The sequence below is a fragment of the Buttiauxella gaviniae genome (genome assembly GCF_040786275.1).
GTDB classification, from domain to species: domain Bacteria; phylum Pseudomonadota; class Gammaproteobacteria; order Enterobacterales; family Enterobacteriaceae; genus Buttiauxella; species Buttiauxella gaviniae_A.
Map to the genome: position 1 here is coordinate 4139485 of NZ_JBFMVT010000002.1, position 26447 is coordinate 4165931.

General features: G+C 50.7%; 24 protein-coding genes. 10 read left to right on the plus strand and 14 right to left on the minus strand.

The features are described from left to right. Window positions 1-137: 137 nt before the first annotated feature. From yciT to AB1E22_RS19715, 3 genes are read right to left on the minus strand one after another with little or no spacing between them, the layout of a single operon-like run. Window positions 138-896, minus strand: coding sequence for a DNA-binding transcriptional regulator YciT (gene yciT / locus AB1E22_RS19705; RefSeq protein WP_367596910.1), 759 nt, complete (start codon window positions 894-896; stop codon window positions 138-140). A gap of 42 nt (window positions 897-938) precedes the next feature. Next, window positions 939-3371 carry a formate C-acetyltransferase/glycerol dehydratase family glycyl radical enzyme gene (locus AB1E22_RS19710; RefSeq protein ID WP_367596911.1) on the minus strand — a complete coding sequence of 811 codons (2433 nt, stop codon included), beginning with the start codon at window positions 3369-3371 and terminating at the stop codon, window positions 939-941. A gap of 4 nt (window positions 3372-3375) precedes the next feature. Then, window positions 3376-4275: a glycyl-radical enzyme activating protein gene (locus AB1E22_RS19715; protein ID WP_367596912.1), complete on the minus strand. Its 900-nt coding sequence runs from the start codon at window positions 4273-4275 to the stop codon at window positions 3376-3378. Window positions 4276-4406: 131 nt separating this feature from the next. Between AB1E22_RS19715 and fsa the strand changes: the two genes are divergently transcribed. Then, a complete protein-coding gene (gene fsa, locus AB1E22_RS19720) occupies window positions 4407-5069 on the plus strand; it encodes a fructose-6-phosphate aldolase (RefSeq protein ID WP_367596913.1) in 663 nt (220 codons plus the stop codon). 29 nt (window positions 5070-5098) lie between these two features. Here the strand turns inward: fsa and yciZ are convergent, their stop codons facing one another. Then, window positions 5099-5281 (minus strand): protein YciZ/DeoL, encoded by a 183-nt coding sequence (gene yciZ, locus AB1E22_RS19725; RefSeq protein ID WP_367596914.1) that lies wholly within the window; start codon window positions 5279-5281, stop codon window positions 5099-5101. 219 nt (window positions 5282-5500) lie between these two features. Here yciZ and AB1E22_RS19730 point away from each other — a divergent pair, with 219 nt between their 5' ends. Further along, a complete protein-coding gene (locus tag AB1E22_RS19730; RefSeq protein WP_367596915.1) occupies window positions 5501-6370 on the plus strand; it encodes a crotonase/enoyl-CoA hydratase family protein in 870 nt (289 codons plus the stop codon). Here AB1E22_RS19730 and pdeR read toward each other — a convergent pair. From pdeR to pspF, 10 genes are all read right to left on the minus strand, one after another. Next, window positions 6367-8358: a cyclic di-GMP phosphodiesterase gene (gene pdeR, locus AB1E22_RS19735; protein WP_367596916.1), complete on the minus strand. Its 1992-nt coding sequence runs from the start codon at window positions 8356-8358 to the stop codon at window positions 6367-6369. The two genes, AB1E22_RS19730 and pdeR, sit on opposite strands and share 4 nt — an antisense overlap. Window positions 8359-8659: 301 nt before the next feature. Next, window positions 8660-10594, minus strand: coding sequence for an exoribonuclease II (locus tag AB1E22_RS19740; protein WP_367596917.1), 1935 nt, complete (start codon window positions 10592-10594; stop codon window positions 8660-8662). A gap of 101 nt (window positions 10595-10695) precedes the next feature. Then, on the minus strand, window positions 10696-11856 hold the full coding sequence (locus tag AB1E22_RS19745; protein ID WP_367596918.1) for a CMD domain-containing protein: 1161 nt from the start codon (window positions 11854-11856) through the stop codon (window positions 10696-10698). Window positions 11857-12048: 192 nt separating this feature from the next. Further along, on the minus strand, window positions 12049-12840 hold the full coding sequence (gene fabI / locus AB1E22_RS19750; RefSeq protein WP_064546403.1) for an enoyl-ACP reductase FabI: 792 nt from the start codon (window positions 12838-12840) through the stop codon (window positions 12049-12051). Window positions 12841-13074: 234 nt separating this feature from the next. Further along, window positions 13075-13881: a putrescine export ABC transporter ATP-binding protein SapF gene (sapF, locus tag AB1E22_RS19755; protein ID WP_367596919.1), complete on the minus strand. Its 807-nt coding sequence runs from the start codon at window positions 13879-13881 to the stop codon at window positions 13075-13077. Continuing rightward, window positions 13881-14873, minus strand: coding sequence for a putrescine export ABC transporter ATP-binding protein SapD (gene sapD, locus AB1E22_RS19760; RefSeq protein ID WP_367596920.1), 993 nt, complete (start codon window positions 14871-14873; stop codon window positions 13881-13883). Before sapD ends, sapF begins: the two co-directional genes overlap by 1 nt. Next, complete coding sequence (gene sapC / locus AB1E22_RS19765; RefSeq protein ID WP_367596921.1) at window positions 14873-15763, minus strand: putrescine export ABC transporter permease SapC; 891 nt, start codon at window positions 15761-15763, stop codon at window positions 14873-14875. Before sapC ends, sapD begins: the two co-directional genes overlap by 1 nt. Next, a complete protein-coding gene (gene sapB / locus AB1E22_RS19770; RefSeq protein ID WP_367596922.1) occupies window positions 15750-16715 on the minus strand; it encodes a putrescine export ABC transporter permease SapB in 966 nt (321 codons plus the stop codon). Before sapB ends, sapC begins: the two co-directional genes overlap by 14 nt. Beyond that, window positions 16712-18352, minus strand: a complete 1641-nt coding sequence (gene sapA, locus AB1E22_RS19775; protein WP_367596923.1) for an ABC transporter substrate-binding protein SapA — start codon at window positions 18350-18352, stop codon at window positions 16712-16714. The genes sapB and sapA overlap by 4 nt, the downstream gene beginning before the upstream one ends. Before the next feature lie 176 nt (window positions 18353-18528). Continuing rightward, on the minus strand, window positions 18529-19524 hold the full coding sequence (gene pspF / locus AB1E22_RS19780) for a phage shock protein operon transcriptional activator (protein WP_367596924.1): 996 nt from the start codon (window positions 19522-19524) through the stop codon (window positions 18529-18531). A 157-nt stretch (window positions 19525-19681) separates the two neighbouring features. Here pspF and pspA point away from each other — a divergent pair, with 157 nt between their 5' ends. From pspA to AB1E22_RS19820, 8 genes are all read left to right on the plus strand, one after another. Further along, window positions 19682-20353: a phage shock protein PspA gene (pspA, locus tag AB1E22_RS19785; RefSeq protein WP_367596925.1), complete on the plus strand. Its 672-nt coding sequence runs from the start codon at window positions 19682-19684 to the stop codon at window positions 20351-20353. 60 nt (window positions 20354-20413) lie between these two features. Continuing rightward, entirely contained in the window at window positions 20414-20641 is a 228-nt protein-coding gene (gene pspB, locus AB1E22_RS19790) for an envelope stress response membrane protein PspB (protein WP_367596926.1), read from the plus strand. After that, on the plus strand, window positions 20641-21000 hold the full coding sequence (gene pspC / locus AB1E22_RS19795) for an envelope stress response membrane protein PspC (RefSeq protein ID WP_367596927.1): 360 nt from the start codon (window positions 20641-20643) through the stop codon (window positions 20998-21000). The genes pspB and pspC overlap by 1 nt, the downstream gene beginning before the upstream one ends. Before the next feature lie 121 nt (window positions 21001-21121). Further along, window positions 21122-21352: a phage shock protein PspD gene (gene pspD, locus AB1E22_RS19800; RefSeq protein ID WP_367596928.1), complete on the plus strand. Its 231-nt coding sequence runs from the start codon at window positions 21122-21124 to the stop codon at window positions 21350-21352. Window positions 21353-21553: 201 nt separating this feature from the next. After that, on the plus strand, window positions 21554-23239 hold the full coding sequence (locus tag AB1E22_RS19805; RefSeq protein ID WP_367596929.1) for a sugar phosphorylase: 1686 nt from the start codon (window positions 21554-21556) through the stop codon (window positions 23237-23239). A gap of 16 nt (window positions 23240-23255) precedes the next feature. Beyond that, window positions 23256-24548: an ABC transporter substrate-binding protein gene (locus AB1E22_RS19810; protein ID WP_367596930.1), complete on the plus strand. Its 1293-nt coding sequence runs from the start codon at window positions 23256-23258 to the stop codon at window positions 24546-24548. 18 nt (window positions 24549-24566) lie between these two features. After that, entirely contained in the window at window positions 24567-25439 is an 873-nt protein-coding gene (locus AB1E22_RS19815; protein ID WP_367596931.1) for a carbohydrate ABC transporter permease, read from the plus strand. After that, on the plus strand, window positions 25436-26281 hold the full coding sequence (locus AB1E22_RS19820) for a carbohydrate ABC transporter permease (RefSeq protein ID WP_367596932.1): 846 nt from the start codon (window positions 25436-25438) through the stop codon (window positions 26279-26281). The genes AB1E22_RS19815 and AB1E22_RS19820 overlap by 4 nt, the downstream gene beginning before the upstream one ends. Window positions 26282-26447 lie beyond the last annotated feature (166 nt).

Sequence of the window (26447 nt, forward strand, 5' to 3'; positions counted from 1 at the left end):
TTATCACTTCCTGTTATATCGCTAATAAATAGTCTAATTTCTACGGCAAATAACAACAGGTAAATAATCTTAAAGGATGGTCAGGATAATTCTGATATGACTATTGCCTGCGGAGGGCGCAGGCAATAAAAAAGAGTTCAGGCTAGCGGAAATTGTTTAACGATATTCAACTGAACACCGCTTTCTTGCAACTGTTGGCTTGCGTTATCGCTAAGACCATCGTCAGTGATCACTCGATTAATACTGGAAATGGGGCCAAGCGTGTAAGGATGCATTGCGCCAAATTTAGTGCTGTCGGTCAGAACAATGGTTTCGCTGCCTTTTTCCAGAACCGTATTGACGACATCAGCGCGCATCATATCGCGGCTGGTAAATCCGGTTTCAGGTAAAAAGCCGTCGATACCGATGAACGCTTTGCTGAAATGCACTTGCTGGATAAATTGACGCGTCAAAGGGCCAACCATGCTTTCGCTTTTTTTCTGGTAGATGCCGCCCAGTAATACCACTTCGCAGTCGGTGTCTTTAAGTAGATGAGCAATGTAGCTGCTGACGGTAATCAGCGTGATTTTTTTCTGCTCGGCAAGGGCGCGAGCCAGCAGGGCATTACAACTGCCATTTTCGATAAAAATCGTTTCGCCATCATTAACAAGTGTTGCGGCGAAATCAGCCAGATGACGTTTCAGCGAATAGTTGTTCATCATCCGAGTTTCAACATCTTCGCTGTCTAACGGAACGGCGTAGCCATGAGCACGTTTCAGGTAACTCTTTTTCTCCAGCAGGTTGAGATCCTGGCGAATAGTTACTTCTGAGACACCGGTTTTTTTAGCGAGATCGGTCACGCTCATGCGGCCCTGATCAATCACCATCTGTAAAATAATTTGTTGTCTGGAGTTCATGTCAGCCAATTTTAGGCGGTGCGTTTCGCACCGCCATGGTTATCAAAGGGTATGTTCTGTACGGGCTATAATATCATCCTGAGCGTCTGGAGATAAGGCAGTAAAGAAAGCAGAGTAACCTGCTACACGCACCACCAGATCACGATATTTATCAGGATGTTGTTTGGCATCTAACAACGTTTCACGGGAAACAATGTTGTACTGCACATGCCAGCCTTTATGCGCCTCAAAGAAAGTCCGCAGCATAAACATCAGTTTCTCACGGTCGCGTGGGTTATCAAGTGTGGCCGGATTCAGTTTCTGATTCAGTAACACGCCGCCCAGAATCTTGCTGGTTGGCAATTTACCTACAGAGCTAATCACCGCAGTTGGGCCAAGACGGTCAGTCCCGGAGGCCGGGCTTGCACCTTCTGCCAGCGGGGTTGTGGCTTTACGTCCGTCCGGCGTTGCCATTGTTGCTGCCCCGAAAGGCACGTTCGCAGAAATGGATGAGGTGCCCGCGTAATAGGTACCGCCGATAGGGCCACGACCAAAACGAGTATTGTGATATTGCTTCAGCTCATCAATATACGTTTGGTAAGCGCGAGCCAGCAGCAAGTCGACGTCATCTTCATCGTTACCATATTTTGGCGCGTTGTTGATCAAACGCTGGCGCAACTGTTCGCCGGTCAAACCATCGAAATCGTTAGCCAGCGCTTCGGCTAATTGCTGTTGGCCGATTGCACCTTGCTCAAATACCAGTTTTTTCACCGCCGCCAGGCTGTTGCCGAGGTTTGCGATGCCGACCTGTAGGCCGGAAACCCAATCATATTTTGCGCCGCCTTGCTTGATGCTCTTCCCGCGTTCAATGCAGTCATCCACCAGTGCAGAGCACAAAATATCGTGGGCATTTTCTTCAAGAACCGTATCCACTACACATTCAATTTCGATAGATTTTTGCGTGTAGTAGCGAATCTGGGTGTCCCAGGCCTTCATAACATCATCAAACTGCGAGAAATTACCTGCGGACAACGCATGTTTCTGCGGCAGGAATACTTTTCCGCTGGTCGCATCGCGGCCATGTTCAAGGGCTGCGAGCATGACACGTGCAAAGTTAATGAAGCTCATGCCGGTACAGCGATAGCCCCATTTACCGCCAACGGCAGTTTCGATGCAGCCGATAGCCGCGTAGTCATAAGCATCTTCGCGGCTGATACCCAGTTTAATAAACTCGTCGATAACGATTTCATCGTTGTTAAATGCTGGCATCCCGAAACCACAGCGGATCACCTGCACGCAAGCATCCAGGAAGTCATTACTCATACCCGCATGGTAACGCACGCTCAGATTTGGCTGCGTGGATCGTAGCTGACCGCAAGACTCAAGAATGGCGTAGGAAAGCGGATTCACCGCATCAACGGCTTCGCCATTCACCATCGTTTGGCCGCCAATTGTCACGTTTTGATATAGCGGGCTACCGGCTGAGGCTTTTGAGTGAGAGCCTGAGCGAATCTTGTTAACTTCCAGTAATTTCAACCAGCAGCTTTGCAGCAACTCGATAGCCTGTTCGCGGCCAAGAGTTTGCTCGAGTTCAACATCACGGCGATACCAGGGATAGAGATATTGATCGAGGCGACCAAAGGACACTGAGTGCCCGTTAGATTCAATCTGTAACACTAACTGTACAAAATAGCTTAACTGCAAGGCCTGCCAGAATGAGGTCGGTTTATGGTGGGCAATATGCTCGCAGTTCTCAGCCATCGCTAACAACTCGTCACGGCGAGCTACGCGTGTTTCATTGCTCGCCATCTCTTTCGCAAGTGCCGCGTAACGCAGAATATGGTCGCTTAACGCCACAAAGGTAATATCGATAGCTTTAAGGAATTGTTCTTTATGCAAATCCTCCCAATCGCTCAGATGCAGACGTGAACGGCGCTCTGCCACTTTTGCCCGCAGACCATCAAGCCCTAATTCCAGCAGTAAAGGGAAATTAACCGCCAGATGCGCATCGCCAGAGGTCATATTCCCTTCGGCTTTAATAATCCCGCTCGCCAGCAGCTCTTTTTGCTCATCAGTGAACATACCGTAGCAACGGTCTTGCACGGTCTGACCACGCCACCACGGGCAGACTTCGTGCATCACGGCTTTATCCGCTACTGAAATAGAGAAGCCTGCGCCGGGGCGGTCGCCCAATTCATCGATCTCCGTTTCAATCCAGCCAACGGTATATTCCGGGAAGAAAGGGGCACCGCGAACGTGGCTGGCCTGGTTACCCACGATCAGCTCATCATGCTTAATCCAGATGGTGCGTTGTGCCAGGTGATGGGCGAGGGCAAGCGCACGGCGCACCGGCAACGGCTTATCCTGATGCTGTTGATAAATTGCGGTGTAGTGTTGTGCGCGCTCGGTACACACCGGCGGCTTAACAATATGAATCAACGCCTCTTTATGATCGTTGATGCGTTGGCTTAACGTGTTCAGATTCAGTTGGGTCATCGGTCTATCCTCTTATCCAGGCGGTCATCCCTTTTTGGCTTGCATACTGCTCAGCAAATTGCAGCAGTTCTGGCGCATCAAGGGGTTGGTGCGCGGCCAGATAAGGGAGATTCAGGAGTTTGTATTTGTTGATACCTAAGGTGTGGTAAGGCAGAAAATGAATGGCTTTCACGCCAATTTCGTCGGCGGCAAAATCGCTGATCGCGCGAATGGATTGCTCATCAGCATTAAAATCTGGGATTAGCGGCACGCGAATCGTCATTTCTACGTTTTTGGCCGCCAGCTTGCGGAAGTTATCCATCACGCGCTCGGCGTTGCCGTCGGTCCATTGTTTGAAACGCTGCGCATCAACATGCTTTAGATCTGCGAGCAGCAAATCAAGATGATCAATTGACGATTCGATATATTTCCATGGCACATGCAGGCAAGACTCTACGGCAGTGTGAATGCCGGCATCTTTGCTTTTCCGCAACAGTTGCTCAGCTATCTCTGGCTGCATAAACGGTTCGCCGCCCGAAAGTGTAATGCCGCCGCCGCTGCGGTCGTAAAAAGGCTTATCACGCAATACCTTTTGCATGATGGCATCCACGCTTTGCGCTTCGCCGCAGACCGTCAAGGCCTGAGTGGGGCAGCATTCTGCTAGCGCGGCCATGTCGTCAGACACCAATTTTTCACGAGCGATAACCAGGTCGTTATTTATACGGCTAATTGCGTGAGGTGCGGCCTGCGGGCATAGCTCGCAGCCTGCAAGACATAAGCGCTCATCAAACAGCACATCCTGGCTACGCGCGCGGCTTTCCGGGTTCTGGCACCAGCGGCAACCTAGAGAACACCCTTTAAGGAACACCACGGTACGGATGCCAGGGCCATCATGTGTTGAGTAACGTTGAATATTAAATAGCATAAGTCCGCCTTAATCTTCTTTCGTAAATTAGATTACTTTCGAATGAAAGTTTTATTGATTTTGATCAGATAAAGAACAGACAGTGACGTTATGATGACGGCAATGAGATCGAGGATTAATTTGGAGAACTTATGGAACTGTATTTAGACACTGCTGACGTTGCCGCAGTTAAGCGCCTGGCGCGTGTTTTACCTTTACAAGGCGTCACCACAAATCCCTCCATCGTGGCAAAAGCGGGTATTTCTTTATGGGAAGTTTTGCCCGCTTTGCAGGATGTGTTAGACGGTGAGGGTAAATTATTCGCTCAGGTTATTGCTGCGCAGGCGGATGAAATGGTGAAAGAGGCAGAACTGTTGGTTAAGCGTGTCCCGGGTCTGGTCGTAAAAGTCCCAACCACTGTTGAAGGCCTGGCGGCTATGAAACAGTTAAAAGTACTGGGTGTTCCAACGCTCGGTACAGCGGTTTATGGTGCTGCACAAGGTTTATTGGCGGCATTGGCTGGGGCAGAATACGTGGCACCGTATGTAAACCGCCTGGATGCGCAGGGCGGAGACGGTATTCAAATGGTGCAGGACTTACAGCAATTGCTGACGCTGCATGCGCCGCAATCCAAAGTGCTGGCCGCCAGTTTCCGTACGCCTCACCAGGCAATGTCATGCCTGTTGGCGGGCTGTGAAGCCATCACTTTACCGGTTGATGTTACCGAACAACTGCTGACTACACCGGCTGTGACCGCAGCCATTGCGACCTTTGAGAAAGACTGGCAGGGCGCATTTGGTTCTTTAACGCTGTAAAACTGAACCGGTTTTCACCGGTGTCAGATTCAAATCTCCCAGGGCGACTTTTTTAAGTCGCCTTTCTTTTCTTCTTCGCTGCTGGCAATGCTCAACAATTCTGCTTTTAAAATTTCCAGATTATTAATGGCTGACGCGTGATCGCCTCCCACCAGAATATCCAGCACGGTATCAATTCGTTTTGCGAGTTGCAGAGGGTCTACTGAAGGCATAGCGCATCCTGTTTTTTTTCAAAAAAAGTGATGTTCATAATGCAAAAAAAGGAGGGGAAAGAGAAGGCGGCGAAGCGAATTTTTAACCTTACGCATCAATCAATTATTGAACAACATATAAGTAATAATTATTAAATGCCTCCATACATTCTTCCAATAGCGGTAGTGGATTAGTCTGATCCTGCGTGTAACGCGCTTTCATAACATGAGGATAAGATAATGACAGTAATTAACCAACAGACCTGCAAATTGTTCACGGATACTACACGATTCACACAACTGTCAGGCTACTACGAGGCAGAACGCCGCACCGTATGGATGATGTTAAGAGCGCAACCCCGTCCTTGCTTCAATCACAAACTGATCGAAGAAATTATGAACCTACGGTATCTGGTTCAACAGGAGGGATTTGTGGTTGATTTTTGGGTGACAGGTTCTCTAGTGCAGGGGATGTATAACACCGGTGGCGATCTGGGCTTTTTCGTGGAATCTATTCAGCAAGGGCGGCGCGAGGCACTTCGCGCCTATGCCCGGGCGTGTGTAGATTGTGTCCATGCTGCCTCCAGAGGGTTTGATAGCGGCGCAATCAGCCTTGCTATGGTTGAAGGAAGCGCATTAGGTGGGGGCTTTGAAGCGGCGCTAGCACATCACTTTGTGCTGGCACAGCGCGACGCTCGCATGGGGTTCCCGGAAATCGCGTTTAACCTGTTCCCGGGAATGGGGGCATATTCCCTGGTGGCTCGCCGTTCAGGCATGAAGCTTGCGGAGGAGTTGATTTACAAAGGAGAGTCACACACTGCAGAGTGGTACGAGCAATTTGGCCTGGTGGATCAGCTTTTTGAGCCGGGCCAGGGCTACATTGCAACGCGTACCTTCATTGATACCTTACAACCCAAACTCAATGGTGTGAGAGCAATGCTGCGTGCCCGCCAGCGTGTTCTTCAGTTACCCCGCTCTGAATTAATGGATATTACTGAAGACTGGGTTGATGCAGCTTTTTGCCTTGAAGCTAAGGATATCGCTTACATGGAAAGATTAGTGCTTTTACAAAACCGCCACACCGCGACGGCTTTGCGTAAGGCCAGTTAACGCGCCGTTCTTGCCTGATAACGTTTTAGCCAACGCTCGAATACGGCTGCGGGCATTGGTTTAGCAAATAAATAACCCTGCCGTTCGTTGACGCCATTCTTAGTAAGAAAGGCGTCTTCTTTTTGATTTTCAACACCTTCGGCAATGACCTGTAAATTCAGCGCTTGCGCAACAGCCACAATGGCCCGTACCAGAGATTGAGAGACCGATTGCTTATGAATATCACGCACGAAACTTTGGTCGAGTTTAATGGCATCGATTGGGAAGCGAGCGAGTTGTGAAAGCGATGAATATCCGGTCCCGAAGTCATCCAAATGGACTTGTGCACCAAGGCGGCTGAATTGCTGAATAACGGAAAGGGCGAGCTCCTCGTTTTCAATTAGACAGCTTTCTGTGAGTTCAACGTCAATCGGGCAGTATTCAAAATTGAGATCTTTCAGAGCCTGCTTGAGATCGCTGAATATTGTTTGGTCGGCCAACTGGCGGGCAGAAACGTTTACCGCAACGCGTAAATTAATTCCTTTGTCGCGCCATTTTGCCACCTGCTGAACCACGCTTAGCATCACCCAACGACCCAGGGGAACAATCAAACCGGACTCTTCGGCATAAGAGATAAAATCGAGCGGGGGAATCAGACCGCGTTCTGGAGATTGCCAACGAACCAGCGCCTCGAGGCTTCTGACTTCCCCGCGCCAGGTCATTTTCGGCTGATAGTGAATCACCAGTTGGTCGTTTTCCAGGGCTTTACGCAAGTTGGTATCAAGCCAAAGATATTCAAAGACGCGCTGGTTCATTTCCGGGGAGAAGACGCAAAACTTGCCGCGACCGCTCTCTTTTGCGGTATACATCGCGGTATCTGCATTGCGGATTACGCTTTCACGGTCTTCACCGTGCTGTGGAGCCAGCGAAATACCTAATGAACAGCCGGTATAAACTTCAATTAAACCGATGCGGAAAGGTTGTTTAAGACGCGTCAAAATTCGTGAAGACATCGCTTCCAGCGTAGCCTGCGAAGTATCCGTCGCTAAAACAATAAACTCATCGCCGCCAAGACGCGCCAGAATTTGCCCTTCATCCAGACAGCTTAAAATTGCCAGCGACACTGCCTGCAAGAGTTGGTCACCGAACATATGGCCGTAGGCGTCGTTCACTTTTTTAAAGTTGTCGAGGTCGAGATAGACAATACCAACCTGCGTTTCAGCGCGATTTTCAATCGCCGCAGTAATCAAATCATTGATGGCATTGCGATTGGGAAGGCCGGTGATGGTATCCGTATTCGCCAGTACGCGCAGGCGCTCCTGAGCGCGGCGTTCCTCGGTAATATCTGTACCAGAACAGATCAGATAAATTTCGTTTTTACCGCTGCCGCTATGGACGAATTTATTGCGAAAAAGGAATAGACGCTGGCCTTTACGGGTTTTTATCCAGCGTTCGACCTCATAAGAATTCCCGTTTCGGAAGAAGCCGCTGATATTGCGTTTTGAGGCCGCCGCTTCACTGCGGCTCATAAACAATTTAAAAACGTTCTGACCAATAACTTCTTGTTCTTTAAGGCCTGTATACTCTTCGCTGAGACGATTAAAGCGCTGAATATTCCCTAGTCGGTCAAGAATGACGATAACGGAATTCGCCTCAGAAACGACTTGTTCTGCAAAAGAGAGCCCTTGAACTAAATCTCGCGCTACGGAAGGCGTGTCATTCCAGGCTGATGCCGAACCTGCCCACTCTTTTTTCGATACCTTGCGTCCCACCAAATGCACTGAAACTTCATTGCCAAACAGTGAAATTGACATGGTTACGCTTGAAGTGATTACCGTCATTTCGCGAATCTGATCGGCCTGGTCCGGGTTAAGGGCGACAACCTGGCTGGTATCCGAACTTTCGCTAGCTGCAAGTTGCAAAGCGTTACTGTCGCTCGGCAAACGCCAATACGGACTGGTTGTCCCTAAATAACGGTAGAGCAGATTTTGCTCCAAATCGTCTTTCATGCTCTCTCCTGAACCGGGGCGCCGACATAGCGTGTCAGTCTGTTATATATATTAGCAACATAACACCGATCTGAAAGCGGCAACGGTGAGTAAAAGACATTGTTTTTGCAGAAGATGTGCGAAATCTGAATCTTCGCAGTTAGATTTGCCGTTTTTCTGAGGTGTTAGCAAGCAAAAACCGATTTATACCGCTAATCATTTCCATTATGTGATTATTTACTCAAATCAATGGCGCTAAAAAAAGCATAAAAAAAAGCTGAACTCGGGGTTCAGCTTTTTAATCATCGTTTCAAACTTAACGTTAGATTGCCGGACGAGCAATAACGCTCCGGGTTTCCATGCGAACTTCCGCGATGGTCACATCAATCACATCGGTCACTTTGAAGGCCACTTCGCCTTTGATTTGCACGGTACCCAGTTCCTGACTGCAAACCATCTCATCGCGTACTGAGTGAATGAATGGGGCAGGGATAAAGGCTACTGCGCCGTTATCTACCAGGCGCACACGCATCCCGCCACGGCTTACATCAATGATTTCCGCTGCAAAACGTGTATCTGTACCCGCTTTATCTTGCAGGAAGCGGGCATACAACCAGTCGCCGACATCGCGTTCAGCCATGCGGTTCAGGCGGCGGCGCTCTGCCATTTGCACGGTGATGTCGTCTTGTGGACGAGTTGCGGTTTCACCTTTGATGATCGCTTTAAGCAGACGATGGTTGATCATATCGCCATACTTACGAATTGGCGAAGTCCATGTCGCATAGGCTTCAAGCCCCAGACCGTAATGCGGGCCCGGTTCGGTGCTAATTTCAGCAAAGGACTGATAACGGCGAATGCGGCTATCGAGGAAACCGGTTGGCTGGGCATCAAGTTCACGGCGAAGTTTGCAGAAACCGTTTAGAGTCAGCACTTCTTGCGCATTCACATCGAGGCCATGGCCTTGCAGCATGGTCGCCAGTTGCTCGATATTTGATGGGTCAAAACCGGTATGAACGTTGTAAACGCCGAAGCCCAGTTTTTCACGCAGCACAATCGCCGCGCAGACGTTAGCGGCAATCATGGATTCTTCAACGATGCGGTTAGCAATACGGCGTGGTTCTGAAACAATATCCAGCACTTCGCCTTTTTCACCCAGAACAAAGCGATAATCAGGGCGGTCTTTAAATACCAACGCATGGGTACGACGCCAGTCTGCACGATTCTGGCAAACGCGTTCCAGCAGGCGAATTTGCTTCGCGATAGCTTCGCTCGGTGGCTGCCAGCCGCCTTTTTCTTCCAGCCAGTCGGATACATCGTCATAGGCCAGTTTGGCTTTTGATTCGATGGTCGCCACAAAGAAGTTAATTTCGTCTTCAATGCTGCCGTCTTGCGCAATGGTCATCCGACAAGCAACCACCGGGCGCGTGACATTGGGACGCAATGAACACAGGTCATCAGACAGTTCACGCGGCAGCATCGGGATGTTAAAGCCCGGCAGATAGTTGGTGAAGGCGCGAACTTTGGCGATACCGTCAAGTTTGCTGTCTTGTGCAATCCACGCGGTAGGGTCGGCAATAGCAACCGTCAGTTGCAGTTTGCCATCGGCAAGCTCTTCAACATACAGCGCATCATCCATATCTTCCGTGCTGGCGCTGTCGATGGTGACGAAATCCAGGGCGGTTAAATCTTCACGCTCCAGGCCTTCGTCCAACATTTCAGTCGCAACGCCGTCTGGCGCTTCACGCTCAAGATTATGGCGTGACAGTGTCACCCACCACGGCGCTAAGTGATCGTCGCCAAAAGTGATGAACTGCGTCAGTTCAGCATAGAAAGCCCGGTCGCCTTTCAGCGGATGGCGCTTCATTTCGGCTACTGCCCAGTCACCGTTCTGGAAATCATGCGTAACATTACGATCGGCACGACACTGAATGGCATCTTTTAATAGCGGGTGATCCGGCACAATAGACAGGCGGTCATCTTTACGTTGTACACGGCCAACAAACCGGCTGAGGAACGGTTCGATAAGCTCTTCTGGCTCAGCGGTTTCGCGGTCCTTGTCGGTATGAATCACCGCGCTCACGCGGTCGCCGTGCATCACTTTTTTCATCTGCGGAGGCGGAATAAAGTAGCTTTTCTGAGAATCCACTTCGAGGAAGCCAAAGCCTTTTTCCGTACCTTTTACCACGCCTTCAACGCGCGGAGTCTGGGAATGCAGTTGCTGTTTAAGCTGCGCGAGCAGCGGGTTATCCTGGAACATATTTTTTAGTTTTCGTGGCCAAAAGAGCGGCTGACAGTTTTACGCGAAACGCCCCTTTGCGGCAAGCGCTGTTTGCCGTAAAAACGCGGGCGGGGTCATGTTCAGCAGGCATTACCAAGCCCGATTTTCAGGCGGTTTACCCAACCATTCAGGCCTGCACTGACCAACAAACCCAACGCTTCGTTGGTGCTAAAACCCTGCTCTAATAAGGGTTGAAGCTGGGCGGCGCTGAAACTGCCGGGCGCACGAGTTAACACGCGGACAGCCTGAATAATTGCTCGTTCCCGAGGGTGATTATGACTCCACGCCTGTAATGCTCTTTCACCATTGCGAATTGCCTCTGGTAAAGAACTGTCGCCGCGCCAGGCGTGAGCTGCATCGCTGAAACAGCTCACGCTGCCGTTGATGCGAGCGGTTAACAGATTTACCAGTAGACTTTCGTCGCTGGCCTGTGCAAGTGGTGGCAGCAAAATATTCGTTAACAGGCTTAAAATCCGCAGCGCATCGGCATCGTGGGCCAGAACCCATCCCATCTCGTGCAAAACAGGCTGCTTTTGGCTTTCGTTAAGCACTTCAAGTTGCCACGTGTTGGCGTAGCGTTGTTCAACCGCGGGCAAGCCCGTTTGCCAGCTTTTATCGCCTTCAAGGAATAACTCCGCGCTGGCGTCTTGCTGCGTATCAAGCCCCGGAAGCCAGCGCACAGGTAACCCCTGTAGCGCCTGAAAAACGGCGATTACGCGGGCCTGAAAGCCGATAAAACCAATCAGTTGATTGAAGGTGACGATGTCATTGACCGAAAGCGCGACTTCATCAAGCTGCTGGCGCGAAACATCATCGATTAAAGTCGGTTGGCTCGCCAGTTGGCGGGCGTACTGGGTAATTTGTGTCAGGCGGCGGTTGCTTTCGCGCGAAGAGTCAGGCCCCGGCTGTGGGGCGAGACGGGCGGCGTAGTGATTGCACAGGCGCTGTACGCCGTAGACTTGCGCAACAGTAAGCGCCGTACTCAAGCGGTCATAGCTGCTGAGCGTGTGTAACCGCGTCACGGGCGTATTTTCTGGTAATAAAGCGTTACTGGCATCGCGGGCAATACAAAGCCAGGCTGATTCTGTTTTGCGCAGGTCGGCACTAAGTTCTAAATCGAGTAAAAACCGGTCGTCGAGGAACGCGGCCTCGGGAACTAACGGTAACACTGCGGCTTCACTGCGACTGGATTGGGTTTCGTGGTACCAGTGGCTTTTGCCAGAAATTCGGCGTTGTTCCATGGTCGTTCCTTGGTCAAAGAGTTTACAAGCCCGGAAGTAACACCTGACGGCCTGGTTCGCTGCTTTATCCTGGCGTAACCACGAAGGGTGATAAAAGAATGATAGGTGATAATAAATATCTAAAGGGTATATGGGGAGGGAAAACAGAGAGATAACGGGGCAGGCTGATGCCTACCCACGTTGTGAACTGAATTAGTCTTTCAGTTCCAGTTCGTTCATTGCAGCGATGCTGAAACCGCCATCAACGTGCAGAACTTCACCGGAAACACCGGCAGACAGGTCTGAACACAGGAACGCTGCGGAGTTACCCACATCTTCAATGGTCACGGTACGACGAATCGGGGTTACCGCTTCGCAATGTGAAAGCATTTTACGGAAATCTTTAATGCCAGATGCTGCCAGGGTACGGATTGGACCCGCAGAAATGGCGTTAACACGCACGCCTTCTGGACCCATCGCGTTCGCCATGTAACGTACGTTAGCTTCCAGAGAGGCTTTAGCCAGACCCATAACGTTGTAGTTAGGGATAGCGCGCTCAGCACCCAGGTAAGAGAGCGTCAGCAGCGCAGAACCTGGGTTCAGCATTTCGCGGCAAACTTTTGCCATCGCAACAAAGCTGTAAGAGCTGATATCGTGAGCAATTTTGAAGCCTTCACGGGTAACCGCATTCACGTAGTCGCCGTCTAACTGGTCACCAGGTGCGAAACCGATAGAGTGAACGAAACCGTCAAACTTCGGCCAGGTTTTAGCCAGCTCAGCAAACATTGCATCGATGCTCGCGTCTTCTGCTACGTCGCAAGGCAGAACCAGGCTTGAACCCAGATCGGCTGCGAAGCCTTCAACACGGCCTTTCAGTTTTTCATTCTGGTAAGTGAAAGCCAGTTCAGCACCTTCACGGTGCATCGCCTGTGCGATACCGTAGGCAATGGAGAGTTTACTGGCGACGCCAGTGATCAGAATGCGTTTACCGGTAAGAAAACCCATAGCTTTGAATCCTTATAGTTTCTGCTAATTTTATGACTTGATAATCATTCAGTTACGATTGATTTGTCACAATTTTTCAACACGAAAGTGAAATTATATCCCACTCCGCGCCTGTTGTGTCACGTTATTTTTCCGGGCGCGTTTGACTGGTTATCACATCGCCAGAGGTCGGAACAGCTACGCGCCGGAACGCCCGATGAACCGAAGTCGGCGAAGTTTAAAAAACTCGCTTAATTAACGGTCTTTGCGCCACGCATCTGCGGTCAACGCCTCGCCAAAGTGGCTGGCAATCAATCGCTTAGTGAGATCGTGAAGCGGGGAGGCGAGCACATCCGCCGTACTGCCGCGTTCCACTACCTCGCCCTGATGCATCACCATCACCTGATCGCTGATGTGTTTCATCATGCCGATGTGCTGCGTCACATAGATGTAGGAGATACCCTGTTTTTCCTGAAGCTCGAGCATTAAATTAATCAGTTGCGAGCGCATCGACATATCAAGAGAGGCCAACGCCTCATCGGCGATAATCACTTTTGGCCGCAGGATTAACGCACGTGCCAGGCCCAGACGCTGCTTTTGCCCGGGCGCAAGCATATGCGGGTAATAGCTTGCGTGATCGGGAAGCAACCCGACCATTCGCAGCGTCTCGACTATCTGCTTTTGCCGTGCTTCCGGCTCAAGGTCTGTGTTCAGACGCAGCGGGAAATCGAGGATCTGCGAGATGCGTTGGCGAGGATTAAGCGAAGTGCTTGGATCCTGGAAAATCATACGAATGTGCTGGCTACGGTAGGTATAATCCCCGAAGTGCAGCAAATGGTCGTTAATCACCACATCGCCGGTTGTCGGTTCCACCATCCCCGCCAGCATCTTCGCAAGCGTTGATTTGCCTGAGCCGTTTTCACCAATAATCGCCAGCGTCTGCTTTTCACGCAGGGTAAAACTCAAAGGCTTTACCGCGTCGACGTGCTGGCGGCGAAACATGCCGGTTCGGTAGCGAAACGTTTTACTTAAATTACGCACTTCTAGCAACGTTTCGACCATTACTGACTCTCCATATTCAGCGGGAAGTGGCAGGCGTAAAGATGGTTTTTTGCCCCGGTCAGGCGCGGCGTTTCGATACATTCCCGCTGCGCGTAAGGGCAGCGCGGCCCGAGTCGGCATCCCATCGGCAACTGTTCCAGTAATGGAATGGCGCCCGGCATAGTATTCAGGCGGCTTTTATGGGGCATAGGGCTGCCAAAGTCAGGAATAGCGCGGATAAGCGCTTGGGTGTAAGGGTGGTGCGGCGTGGCGATAAGTTCTTCGCTGGTCGCGCTTTCCACCGTTTGCCCGCAGTACATCACGTTAATTTTATCCGCCCACTGGCTCAACATCTGCAAGTCGTGGCTGATAAGCAAAATGGTGGTGTTGTTGTACTGATTAAGGCGCGTCAGCAATTTGAAAATTTGTAATTGGGTGGTCGGTTCCATCGCGTTGGTGGGTTCATCGGCAATCAACAAACGCGGCTGGTTCGCCAGGGCAATGGCGATCATGACTTTCTGGCACTCACCGTCGGTGAGCTCATAAGGGTAACTGCGCATCGCATCTTTATGATCTTTTATCCCGACGCGGTGAAGCAGTTCAATGGCACGGCGTTTTCGCCAGCCAAAACGCTTCCACCAGCGGCCTTTATAGGTCCAGCCAGGAATATTTTGCATCAACTGGCGGCCAACACGTTCTGACGGATCAAGACACGACTGCGGTTCCTGGAAAATCATGGAAACGTTATGGCCGACCAGGCGGCGTCGCTCGCGACTGCTCAAACGGAGCAAATCAATGTCAGCAAAACGCATGCGGTCTGCGGTCACTCGCCAGTTATCTTTGGTGACGCCACAAATCGCTTTGGCAATCAGGCTTTTCCCAGAGCCAGACTCGCCCACAAGCCCGCGAATTTCCCCTTCATTCAGAGTCATACTGACGCGATCGACAGCTTTGACCCAGCCTTCGGAGGTCATAAACTCGATGGTGAGATTTCGAATATCAAGTAATGGCATTATTGCACCCCCGCGTTGATTGCGCGGCGTAGACCGTCGCCCAGCAGGTTGACCAGTAATACACTGATCATGATAGCCACTCCGGGCAACATTACTGTCCACGGAGCGACATAAATAAGCTCCAGTGCATCACCCAACATCGCGCCCCATTCCGGTGACGGAAGCTGCGCGCCTAAATCCAAAAAGCCCAGCGCGGCGATATCCAGAATGGCCATTGATAGCGCTCGCGTTACTTCTGTTATCAGCGTGGCGGCGGTATTGGGCATGACCGCAAACCACAAAATATTCAGCGTTGAAGCGCCATCCAGCCGGGCGGCAATAACATAATCTTTTTCTAGTTCATCGTGCACCGCGCTATAGACCGAACGCACCATGCGCGGTAACAACGCGAGCCATACTGCAAACATGGCGTGAACCAGGTGCGGGCCAACAAACGCCACCACGATGATTGCCAGCAAAAGAGAAGGGATAGACAGCAGGGTATCAAGAATATGATTAAGCACCGCCGAGCGTAATCCGTGTGTGGCCCCGGCCATAACGCCCAGAACCACACCAAACACCGTAGCCGCAAAGGTCACTACAAACGCGCCGCCAACGGTGGGCGCTGCGCCGCTAAGCATGCGGCTTAATACATCGCGCCCCAGATCGTCCGTTCCCAGGAAGAATGAAACATCGCCGTAGCGCGACCAGGAAGGCGGGAGCAACTGGTAACCCAAGAATTGCTGATCGATACCATAAGGCGCGAACACGCCGCCAAATACGCACAGCAGCACTAAAGCCCCGCAGCCGTAAAGGCCGATCATTGCCGTTGTATCGCCGTAAAATTTACGCCAGGTCAGGCGCAGCGTGCTCGGCGGGCGCTTCTCGCGATAGACGCTATCGTAAGGCATACCATTCCTTATGTGTCAGTGGGTTTGCCATGGCACCCAAAATATCGGAGATAACGTTCACAATGATCACCAGCGAACCGATGACCATTACGCCGGCAGAAATTGCCGTGTAATCTTGTTGACGAATCGCGTTGATAAGCCAACGGCCAAGCCCAGGCCAACTAAAGACCACTTCTGTAATCATCGCCAGCGTCAGCATGGTGGAAAATTGCAGACCGAGACGTGGAATAACCGGTGGGAGGGCGTTATGTAAAACATGGCGGTGCAAAATCGTCAGGCGCGATAATCCGCGCGTTGCCGCCGCCTTAATGTAGTTTTGATCAAACACTTCGATAGTGCTGAGACGCATTAAACGCACCACTTCGGTGGTGGGGGCGACGGCCAGCGCAACCACCGGTAACACCATATGGCGTACAGCGCTGATGATCATCTCTTCGCGATACGGAGAGTCAGATAACCAGGCGTCTACCAGCGCAAAGCCGGTTACTGACTTCACTTCATAGAGCAGATCAAAACGCCCGGATACCGGCAGCCAGCCCAAGGTCAGCGAGAAAAACATCGTCAGAAGCAGGGCGAACCAGAAAACCGGAATCGAGAAACCGACCAGCGCCAGGGCACTGATCAGCTTATCCTGCCATTTATTGCGCATGATCCCCGCCAGCATCCCCACAGGAATACCAATCAATAAGGCCAGGCCAAATGCCAGAATGCACAGTTCCATGGTGGCCGGGAAAACCACGCGTAACTGTTCGTTTATCGACTGGCCGTTGATACTTGAAACGCCAAAATCCCAGTGCAGAATGCCTTCAAACCAAAACACCAGCGCATTCCACAATGAGGCACCCTGCAGCGGCGCATGCGGAGTAAAATAGTTGAGACTAAAACTGATAAAACCCAGGAAAAACAGCGTTACCAGCAGGAGAAGCAGACGGCGCAAGGTGTAAATGATCATGGTTTTTTCACCTCAACATTCTCACGGGAAACTCCCGCAAACGATGCGTTACCAAACGGACTCAGCACCAGCCCTTTAATGTCGTAGCGATAGGCTTGCAGGCGTAGCGAAGAAGCGAGCGGGAGCACCGGCAACTGATCCGCCAGAATATCCTGCGCTTCATGGTACGCCTCGATGCGCGAGGCCAGTTGCTGGGAAGAGAGCGCTTTTTGCAGCACTTCATCAAAATTGTGATCGCACCAGCGAGCATAGTTGGTCTGGGAACGAATCGCCGCGCAGCTTAACATCGGGCGGAAGAAACTATCCGGATCGTTACTGTCAGTGGCCCAGCCCGCGAGGGTCAAATCGTGGTTCATGTCCATCAAACGCGCTTCCTGGAAGCGGCCTTCAACAGGAACAATAATCACTTTAACCCCAATTTGTGCCATATCGGCCTGAATCAGCTCCGCCGTTTTCAGCGGGCTTGGGTTCCACGCCTCGGAGCTGGTTGGTACCCACAGGCGCAATTCCAGATTATTTAGCCCCAGCGCTTTTAATTGCTGACGGGCTTTTTCTGGATTGTATTCGGTAATTTTAGATTCGCTGTCATACGCCCACGAAGCGCGGGGCAGAATAGACGCGGCCGTTTCTGCGGTGCCGTAATAAATGGACTGCATCAAACGCTGGTTATTAATCGCCAGGGCCAGTGCATGGCGCACAGCCGGGTTATTTAGCGGCGCTTTATTGGTATTAAACGCCAGATAAGCGATGTTCATGCCCGGGCGCAAAGTGAGGCGTAAACGCGGGTCATCTCGTAAAATGGTGAGCTGGCTGGCGGCAGGATAGGCCAGAACATCGCATTCACCGGTGAGCAGTTTGGATAAACGCCCGGTGCCGCCGGAACCCAGATCCAGAACGACCTGCGGCATTAACGGCACACCGCGCCAGAAATGCGGATGGCGGGCGAGACGAATATATTGCCCTGCCCGGTATTCGCTAATCTGGAACGGGCCGGTTCCCACAGGCTGGCGGTCCATCAATTCCTGGCGGTCGGCTTTGGTTAATTGCGCCGCGTACTCCGCCGACATCACTGATGCGTAATGCGTGGCCATGTGCCACAGGAAAGAGGCATCCGGTTTTTCAAGACGGAATTCGACGGTGTTGTTATCAAGTTTACGAACACTTTTTACGGATTCGGGGAATTGAAGGCTGTCAAAATAAGGGTAGTTGCCGCCGTTGACGCTATGCCACGGATGCTTGCGATCGAATACGCGTTGGAAGCTGAATACCACATCATCGGCATTCAGGGCACGCGTTGGTTTAAACCATGGCGTGGTCTGGAACTGAACGTTTGAGCGCAGATGGAAACGGTAAGTTGCGCCGTTATCCAGCACTTCCCAGCTTTCAGCCAGCTCAGGTACCAGGCGATAAGTATAGGGATCGACGTCCAATAACCGGTCATACAACTGTGCGGCAAGGGTGTCCACAATCAAACCACCGCTCGCCATCTGCGGATTAAAGGTATTGACCTGACCGTTGACACAATAAACAAATCCGCTGTTACGGATATCAGCTGGTTTTTCAACGGGTGATGCAGCCAGTGCTGCGCCACTCAGGCAACTGAACGCCAGTAACAGGGAGGAGACAATTCCGCGCATAAGTTTTTGAGTTTTCTCGGGTGATAGGCAAAGTGTATCGCACTCTTGAGGGCTTCCCAAAATATGTCAGGCTATTTTGCTTTTTTTATAAACAAAGCCTGCAAAAAAGGCAGGGAATTGCTGTTTTTTACACCGTTTCTGGAAACCCATTGATATTCAAAAGGGGTAGAACGCGTCTATTCCGCCTGAGAAACCTGATGTTTTTTTAGCAATGCACGCAATTGGTGATAGGTCAGCCCCAGCAAATCAGCGGCCTTACGTTGATTGTATTTTGCCTGGGCCAAACTTTGCTCCACCAGCATTTTCTCCTGCGTATTTTGCCAGGCGCGTAAATCCATGGGTAACGCCAACTGCGACGGTTCTTGACCCTCCAGAGGCGCAGGCTTGCGCGCAAAAGGGTCGAGGATCACTTCATCAACCGGCTCTTCGCTGGTGCCATGACGGTAAACCGAACGTTCCACCACGTTTTTTAACTCACGAATATTGCCCGGCCAGCCGTAATTCAAAAGAGTTAGCTGCGCCTCCTCGGTAAAGCCGGGGAAGAAAGGGAGGCCTAATTCGCGGCACATGGTGATCGCAAAATGCTCCGCCATTAGCATGATGTCGGGCTGGCGCTCGCGCAGCGGGGGCAGTTTCACTACGTCGAATGCGAGGCGGTCGAGCAAATCCGCACGGAATTTCCCTTCTTCAGCCAGTTTTGGTAAATCCGCATTGGTTGCGCAAACCAGCCGCACGTTAACCTGCAATGGCTGGCTGCCGCCCACGCGCTCAAGCTCACCGTATTCCACCACGCGCAGCAGTTTTTCCTGCACCATCATCGGTGCGGTTGCCAGTTCATCCAGAAACAGTGTGCCGCCATCGGCACGTTCAAAACGCCCTGGGTGGCGTTTTTGCGCCCCGGTAAACGCTCCGGCTTCATGCCCAAAAAGCTCTGAATCAAGCAGGTTATCATTGAGCGCGGCGCAGTTAAGGGAGATAAACGGCCCTTGCCATCGGCGGGAAAGGAAATGTAGACGGTTAGCAATCAGCTCTTTACCCGTCCCGCGTTCGCCAATCACCAGCACGGGTTTTTCGAGAGGAGCCAGACGAGAAACTTGCTCCAGAACTTCCAGAAAACTGTTTGCTTCGCCAATTAAGTTATCTTTGCTCTCAACCATGATGAAATTAACCAATAGTTAGTGAATATCACCACTATAAACGCTTCAGAAACTGAGTCAAATTTAATCATTTCCTTTAAAATCAACATAATAAAAAGTTGGCATACCGCTTGCAATATTAATTCCGTGCGAGGTGCCTGGCACCTGAAATAATGACTAAGAGGATTGAATTATGGGTATTTTTTCTCGTTTTGCCGACATCGTGAATGCCAACATCAACTCACTGCTTGAGAAAGCGGAAGATCCGCAGAAGCTGGTACGTCTGATGATTCAGGAAATGGAAGACACATTAGTAGAAGTGCGCTCCACTTCCGCACGTGCGCTGGCTGAAAAGAAACAGCTTTCACGCCGTGTAGAACAAGCGACCGCTCAGCAGGCCGAATGGCAGGAAAAAGCGGAGCTGGCACTGCGTAAAGATAAAGAAGATCTGGCGCGTGCTGCCTTAATTGAAAAACAGAAAATGACTGACATGATCGCCACACTGGAAGATGAAGTGGTCCATGTCGATGAAACCCTGGCGCGTATGAAAAAAGAGATTGGTGAGCTTGAGAACAAACTCAGCGAAACCCGCGCGCGCCAGCAGGCTTTAACTCTGCGTCACCAGGCGGCTTCTTCTTCACGCGACGTTCGCCGCCAGTTGGATAGCGGAAAAATCGACGAAGCGATGGCGCGTTTTGAATCCTTCGAACGCCGTATCGACCAGATGGAATCCGAAGCGGAAAGCCACAGCTTTGGCAAGCAGAAAAACCTTGATTCACAGTTTGCTGAATTGAAAGCCGACGATGAAATCAGCGAACAACTGGCTGCGCTGAAAGCTAAAATGAACACCCAGGATCGTGGGTAATTAACTCGGCTACGGCGTCCGACGTGGCGCCGTAGCCAAGCTGACTTGTAAGGAGTACACATGAGCGCGCTTTTTCTTGCCATTCCGTTAACGATTTTTGTGTTGTTTGTCGCCCCCATCTGGCTTTGGTTGCACTACAACAACCGTGCCGCGAATGGCGGGCAGCTATCTCAGGCCGAACAACAGCGGCTGGCACAGTTGACTGATGAAGCACGCCGTATGCGTGAACGTATTCAGGCGTTGGAGCAGATCCTTGATGCAGAACATCCGAACTGGAGAGATAAATAATGGTCAATTCAATTTCCGGTCGTAAATTGTGGCGTATCCCTGAAAAGGGAATGGTGAAGGGCGTTTGCGCCGGTATTGCGCAATACCTTGATGTACCGGTAAAACTGGTACGCTTGATTACCGTTTTAGCGATGATTTTTGGCCTGTTCTTCTTTGTGCTGGTGGCCTACATCGCCCTGACTTTTATTCTTGATCCTATGCCTGCGGGTGCCGATCAGGGAAAGATGGAACCTTCCAGCCGCGATCTCCTTAACGAAGTGGATGCCGAGCTGGCCGCGGGTGAACAGCGTTTACGTTCCATGGAACGCTATATAACGTCAGATACTTTCACATTGCGTAGCAGGTTTCGTCAGCTTTGACCCCATCCAACCTACCCTTGCCTTGTGGAGGACTTAACTGCTCGCTTCCCTGGTAAGGGGGAGGGCAGGGGGAGCTGAACCAGACTTATTAACAACACGTGACCCATTCCCAGGAGAAACCATGTCCAAATTCCAGACAGCGGCTAACAAGGCTAAACCGGGCCTGAAAATTGTCGGTAAATTAGTTTTACTGACCGCCCTGCGTTATGGCCCGGCAGGCGTCGCGGGTTGGGCGGTGAAATCCGTGGCTCGACGCCCGTTGAAAATGTTACTCGCGTTGACGCTTGAGCCGATGCTGGCACGCGTTCTACGAAAAATCTCACTGCGTTACAACGGAACCTCTTCCAGATAACCCCTTTTGTGCCAGCAGCGGAAATTTTGCTGCTGTGTTTTATTGCCTCGTTTCATATAAATTTGCGGTACCTCACAAATATCTAGATTGAGGTGCCGCATTTCTCTTTTTTATCGCTTAACCCCGTTTCCTAACGTTGACAGAAAAATAAGTCGGGAGTAGTCTCGCTTTCCGTGGTACCGCTCCCATGGAAAAGTGAAAATGAAAAAAATTATAGAGTTGCTCTCGGTTATTTATGACAATCAGTTAGATGAATCCGTTACGAACGCTTTTATTTCCAGAGTCGAGAAGGTTAAACATACGGTTACAAAAACTCGAAAGCAGGGCTGGGATGAAACTGATGTTGTACTTATAACCTACGCCGATCAATTCCAGCAAAAAAATGAGAAAACCTTAAAAACGTTAGGCGATTTTTATAACCGCTGGTTGAACAACAGTTTCTCTCATATCCATTTATTGCCTTTTTATCCATGGTCGTCAGACGATGGATTTTCCGTCATTGATTATCATCAGGTCGACCCCGCGTGTGGTGACTGGCAAGATATTGCCCGCTTAAATAATTCCACTAGATTGATGTTTGACTTTGTCTGCAATCATATTTCAGCGAAAAGCCACTGGTTTGAACAATACCTGGCTGGAAACCCTGAATATCAGAATTTCTTTATTGAAGTTGACCCCAGGACGGATTTATCAGCGGTTACTCGTCCACGTGCATTACCTTTACTTTCGCCATTTACGCTGGCTGATGGCTCTCAACAATATATCTGGACAACATTTAGCGACGATCAAATTGACCTTAACTTTGCCAACCCGCAGGTGCTGCTGGCGATGGTCGATGTGCTGCTGCATTACCTGAAAGAAGGGGCAGATTATATTCGTCTCGATGCCGTGGGTTATATGTGGAAAACCATCGGAACGAACTGTATCCACCTTGAAAAAACGCATCAACTGGTAAAATTGTTCCGCGCTGTAGTGGATGAAGTCGCACCAGGAACGGTATTAATTACTGAGACCAATGTCCCGCATAAAGACAACATCTCCTATCTGGGCAACGGGTACGACGAAGCTCAAATGGTGTATCAGTTCCCACTTCCGCCGCTGGTTCTCCATGCCATCCACACGGGTTCTGCTCGAGTATTAAGCCAGTGGGCGGCTTCCCTGGCTGAGGTAAAAAACGGCAAGACCACCTGGTTTAACTTCCTTGCTTCACATGACGGTATTGGCCTTAATCCATTACGCGGAATTTTGCCAGAAGAAGATATTTTGCACCTGGTGAATCAGCTTCAGGAAGAAGGAGCCTTGGTTAACTGGAAAAATAACCCTGATGGCACGCGCAGCCCGTATGAAATAAACGTCACCTATATGGATGCGTTAAACCGCCGTGATAGCAGCGATGAAGAACGGTTAGCAAGATTTTTCCTCGCTCATGCTATTTTACTGGCGTTCCCTGGCGTACCTGCAATTTATGTACAAAGTATTCTGGGTTCACGTAATGATTATAATGGTGTGGAACGGTTGGACTATAACCGCGCCATTAACCGTCAGAAATATGACCTGCATGAAATTGAAACTCAGCTTTCGGGTGAAAGCAGATTACGCGGGCGGGTATATCAGAAATTATCTCACTTGATTAATGTTCGTAAAAAACATGCTGCATTCCATCCTGATAGTGATTTTATTCCGGAATCTATTAACGATAACGTGCTCGTGATCAAACGGCGTTCAGAGAATGGAAAGTCTGTTATGGCGCTATTTAATCTTAGTGCTCAACAACAGTCCGCTATGCTACCAGTAAATAATTATGAAGATTTAATTTCTGGGGCGCACATTAATGGAAGTCAATCTTACGATATGCAGCCTTATCAAGTGTTATGGCTTAGCTACTAATATAAGGGAATAAAAAATGAAAACGTCAAAAACGGTGCTGTTATCAGCACTGGTAGCCGCTGCTTTGCTCTCAGGATGTAAACAAGACGACGCGCAGCAGGTCACTATTGAGTTTATGCATTCCTCCGTTGAACAGGAACGTCAGGCTGTCATCACTAAGTTGATCGAACGTTTCAGCAAGGAAAACCCGCAAATCGTTGTAAAACAGGTTCCGGTGGAAGAGGACGCCTACAACACCAAAGTGATTACGCTTGCTCGGTCTGGTGCCTTACCGGAAGTCATTGAAGTTAGTCACGATTACGCCACAGTCATGGATAAAGAGCAGCTTATCGACAGGGATGCTATCAAAACGGTGATTGCAGGCGTCGGGGAGAGCAGCTTCTACGATGGCATTTTACGCGTAGTGCGCACCGAAGACGGCAATGCCTACACCGGGGCGCCAATCAGCGCCTGGCTTGGCGGCATCTGGTATCGCAAATCAGCCCTGGCAAAAGCGGGTGTGAGCGAGCCTAAAAACTGGACTGAATTGCTTAATGCCGCACGCGCGATGACCGACACAGGCAATAAAAAATACGGTATTGCGCTACCTACCGCTGAAAGCGTCATGACGGAGCAAACTTTTTCGCAGTTCGCGCTTTCTAACGGGGCTAACGTTTTCGACGCGGCGGGCAAAGTCACGGTAAATTCCCCGGAAATGCTCGCGTCTCTCAACTACTACCGCGACCTTGCGCAGTACACCATGCCGGGCTCCAACGATGTCATGGAAATTAAAGATGCCTTTATGAATGGCACCGCGCCGATGGCCGTTTATTCAACGTACATCCTGCCAGCTTTCTACGCCGATGGTTCCCCGCAAGATCTCGGCTTTGTTGTCCCAACGGAAAAATCTCCGGCGGTGTACGGCATGATCACCTCGCTAACCATAACCTCCGGTCAAAGCAAAGAAGAGACCGACGCGGCGCAGAAATTTGTCTCGTTTATGGAGCAGGCACAGAACTCTGCTGACTGGGTGATGATGTCGCCTGGGGCTGCATTACCGGTCACCAAAGCCGTGGTACAAACCGCAACCTATAAAGACAATCCGGTGATCAAAGCCTTTGGAACGCTGCCGGCGGAGTTGATTGCGCAATTCCCTAACGTCCAGGTGTTTGGTTCCGTGGGTGAGAAAAACTTTACCCGCATGGGCGATATCACCGGTTCAGCCATTTTAAGTGAAATGGTTAATCAGGTGACGGTAGGGAAGCAGCCGACCGGCCCGGCGCTGGATAAGAGCCAGGCCCGTATCGTTGATTTGATGAAACAACACTGAATCACAGGATAAGTCATTATGAAGAAGTGGTTCTCAGGCCGCTCTGACATGCCATTCGCCATGATGCTACTCGCCCCCAGCCTATTGCTGCTGGGGGGATTAGTGGCCTGGCCGATGCTGTCGAACATCGAAATCAGTTTTCTGCGTTTGCCGCTAAACCCGAATATCAGCTCGCGGTTTATCGGCCTGGAAAACTACATCAACATCCTCACTGACGCTGCCTTCTGGCAATCGTTGTGGACGACATTCTGGTACACCGCGCTGGTGGTTATCGGCAGTACCGGTCTGGGGCTCGGCGTCGCGCTCTTTTTCAACCGCGAATTCCGCCTGCGTAAAACGGCCCGTTCACTGGTGATCCTTTCTTACGTCACACCCTCTATCTCGCTGGTGTTTGCGTGGAAATACATGTTCAACAGCGGGTACGGCATCGTGAATTACTTGGGTGTAGACGTTATGCACCTGTTCGATGAAGCGCCGCTGTGGTTTGACAATCCCGGCAGCAGCTTCTTCCTGGTGGTGCTGTTCGCCATCTGGCGTTACTTCCCGTATGCCTTTATCTCGTTTCTGGCGATTTTGCAGACTATCGATAAATCGCTCTACGAAGCGGCAGAAATGGACGGCGCGAACGGCTGGCAGAAATTCAAAATCGTTACGCTCCCGGCCATTATGCCGGTGCTGGCGACGGTGGTGACGCTGCGCACCATCTGGATGTTCTACATGTTTGCCGACGTCTGGTTGCTGACCACCAAAGTGAATATTCTCGGCGTCTATCTCTATAAAACGGCCTTTGCCTTTAATGACTTAGGAAAAGCGGCTGCGATCTCTGTGGTGCTATTTGTCATCATCTTCGCCGTCATCCTGCTGACCAGAAAACGGGTGAATCTCAAATGACTGCAAAAAACCGCAAACTGCTTGGGCGCGTGGGCTTTTACCTGGGGCTGGGGCTGTTCCTGGTGGTCACCTTATTCCCGTTCTTCGTCATGCTGATGACATCGTTCAAAAGCCCGCGCGAGGCGATCTCCCTGCATCCGACCATCTTCCCGCAGGAGTGGACACTGGCGCATTACATCGACATTTTTAACCCAACCATTTTCCCGTTTTTGACCTATTTCAAAAACAGCATGGTGGTGTCGTTAACGTCTTCCGCAATCGCCGTGTTGATTGGCATTCTCGGGGCGTATGCGCTGTCGAAGCTGCGCTTTAAAGGGCGGATGACCATCAACGCCAGTTTCTACGCGGTGTACATGTTCTCCGGGATTTTACTGGTAGTGCCGCTGTTCAAAATCATCACCGCGCTGGGCATCTATGACACGGAGCTGGCGCTGATCATCACCATGGTGACGCAAACCCTACCGACGGCGGTGTTTATGCTGAAAAGCTACTTCGACACCATCCCTGACGAAATCGAAGAAGCGGCCATGATGGACGGTTTAAACCGCCTGCAAATCATCTTCTACATCACCGTACCGCTGGCGATTTCTGGCCTTGTTTCGGTGTTCGTCTACTGCTTTATGGTGGCGTGGAATGACTATCTCTTTGCCTCGATTTTCCTCTCCAGTTCAGCGAACTTCACGCTGCCAGTGGGCCTGAGCACGCTGTTCAGCACACCTGACTATGTGTGGGGAAGAATGATGGCGGCCTCATTAGTCACGGCATTGCCTGTCGTGGTGATGTATGCGCTTTCCGAACGCTTTATTAAAAGCGGGCTTACGGCGGGTGGCGTTAAGGGTTAATCAATTCATCAATGTCGGGTGGCGCTGCGCTTACCCGACCTACAAAAGGTTACGAGCCGGGTTTTGTCGGATGAAGATGTGTTTAGTCGACCAACAAGGCTACGAATCGGGTTTGTAGGGTGGATAAGCGCAGCGCCATCCACCGAAAAAATATCAATGGAGTAAC

What these genes read in the sequence shown, in the direction of transcription:
- yciT (WP_367596910.1), bottom strand. Translation starts at nt 896, where the DNA reads ATGAACTCCAGACAACAAATTATTTTACAGATGGTGATTGATCAGGGC.
- AB1E22_RS19710 (WP_367596911.1), bottom strand. Translation starts at nt 3,371, where the DNA reads ATGACCCAACTGAATCTGAACACGTTAAGCCAACGCATCAACGATCAT.
- AB1E22_RS19715 (WP_367596912.1), bottom strand. Translation starts at nt 4,275, where the DNA reads ATGCTATTTAATATTCAACGTTACTCAACACATGATGGCCCTGGCATC.
- fsa (WP_367596913.1), top strand. Translation starts at nt 4,407, where the DNA reads ATGGAACTGTATTTAGACACTGCTGACGTTGCCGCAGTTAAGCGCCTG.
- yciZ (WP_367596914.1), bottom strand. Translation starts at nt 5,281, where the DNA reads ATGCCTTCAGTAGACCCTCTGCAACTCGCAAAACGAATTGATACCGTG.
- AB1E22_RS19730 (WP_367596915.1), top strand. Translation starts at nt 5,501, where the DNA reads ATGACAGTAATTAACCAACAGACCTGCAAATTGTTCACGGATACTACA.
- pdeR (WP_367596916.1), bottom strand. Translation starts at nt 8,358, where the DNA reads ATGAAAGACGATTTGGAGCAAAATCTGCTCTACCGTTATTTAGGGACA.
- AB1E22_RS19740 (WP_367596917.1), bottom strand. Translation starts at nt 10,594, where the DNA reads ATGTTCCAGGATAACCCGCTGCTCGCGCAGCTTAAACAGCAACTGCAT.
- AB1E22_RS19745 (WP_367596918.1), bottom strand. Translation starts at nt 11,856, where the DNA reads ATGGAACAACGCCGAATTTCTGGCAAAAGCCACTGGTACCACGAAACC.
- fabI (WP_064546403.1), bottom strand. Translation starts at nt 12,840, where the DNA reads ATGGGTTTTCTTACCGGTAAACGCATTCTGATCACTGGCGTCGCCAGT.
- sapF (WP_367596919.1), bottom strand. Translation starts at nt 13,881, where the DNA reads ATGGTCGAAACGTTGCTAGAAGTGCGTAATTTAAGTAAAACGTTTCGC.
- sapD (WP_367596920.1), bottom strand. Translation starts at nt 14,873, where the DNA reads ATGCCATTACTTGATATTCGAAATCTCACCATCGAGTTTATGACCTCC.
- sapC (WP_367596921.1), bottom strand. Translation starts at nt 15,763, where the DNA reads ATGCCTTACGATAGCGTCTATCGCGAGAAGCGCCCGCCGAGCACGCTG.
- sapB (WP_367596922.1), bottom strand. Translation starts at nt 16,715, where the DNA reads ATGATCATTTACACCTTGCGCCGTCTGCTTCTCCTGCTGGTAACGCTG.
- sapA (WP_367596923.1), bottom strand. Translation starts at nt 18,352, where the DNA reads ATGCGCGGAATTGTCTCCTCCCTGTTACTGGCGTTCAGTTGCCTGAGT.
- pspA (WP_367596925.1), top strand. Translation starts at nt 19,682, where the DNA reads ATGGGTATTTTTTCTCGTTTTGCCGACATCGTGAATGCCAACATCAAC.
- pspB (WP_367596926.1), top strand. Translation starts at nt 20,414, where the DNA reads ATGAGCGCGCTTTTTCTTGCCATTCCGTTAACGATTTTTGTGTTGTTT.
- pspC (WP_367596927.1), top strand. Translation starts at nt 20,641, where the DNA reads ATGGTCAATTCAATTTCCGGTCGTAAATTGTGGCGTATCCCTGAAAAG.
- pspD (WP_367596928.1), top strand. Translation starts at nt 21,122, where the DNA reads ATGTCCAAATTCCAGACAGCGGCTAACAAGGCTAAACCGGGCCTGAAA.
- AB1E22_RS19805 (WP_367596929.1), top strand. Translation starts at nt 21,554, where the DNA reads ATGAAAAAAATTATAGAGTTGCTCTCGGTTATTTATGACAATCAGTTA.
- AB1E22_RS19810 (WP_367596930.1), top strand. Translation starts at nt 23,256, where the DNA reads ATGAAAACGTCAAAAACGGTGCTGTTATCAGCACTGGTAGCCGCTGCT.
- AB1E22_RS19815 (WP_367596931.1), top strand. Translation starts at nt 24,567, where the DNA reads ATGAAGAAGTGGTTCTCAGGCCGCTCTGACATGCCATTCGCCATGATG.
- AB1E22_RS19820 (WP_367596932.1), top strand. Translation starts at nt 25,436, where the DNA reads ATGACTGCAAAAAACCGCAAACTGCTTGGGCGCGTGGGCTTTTACCTG.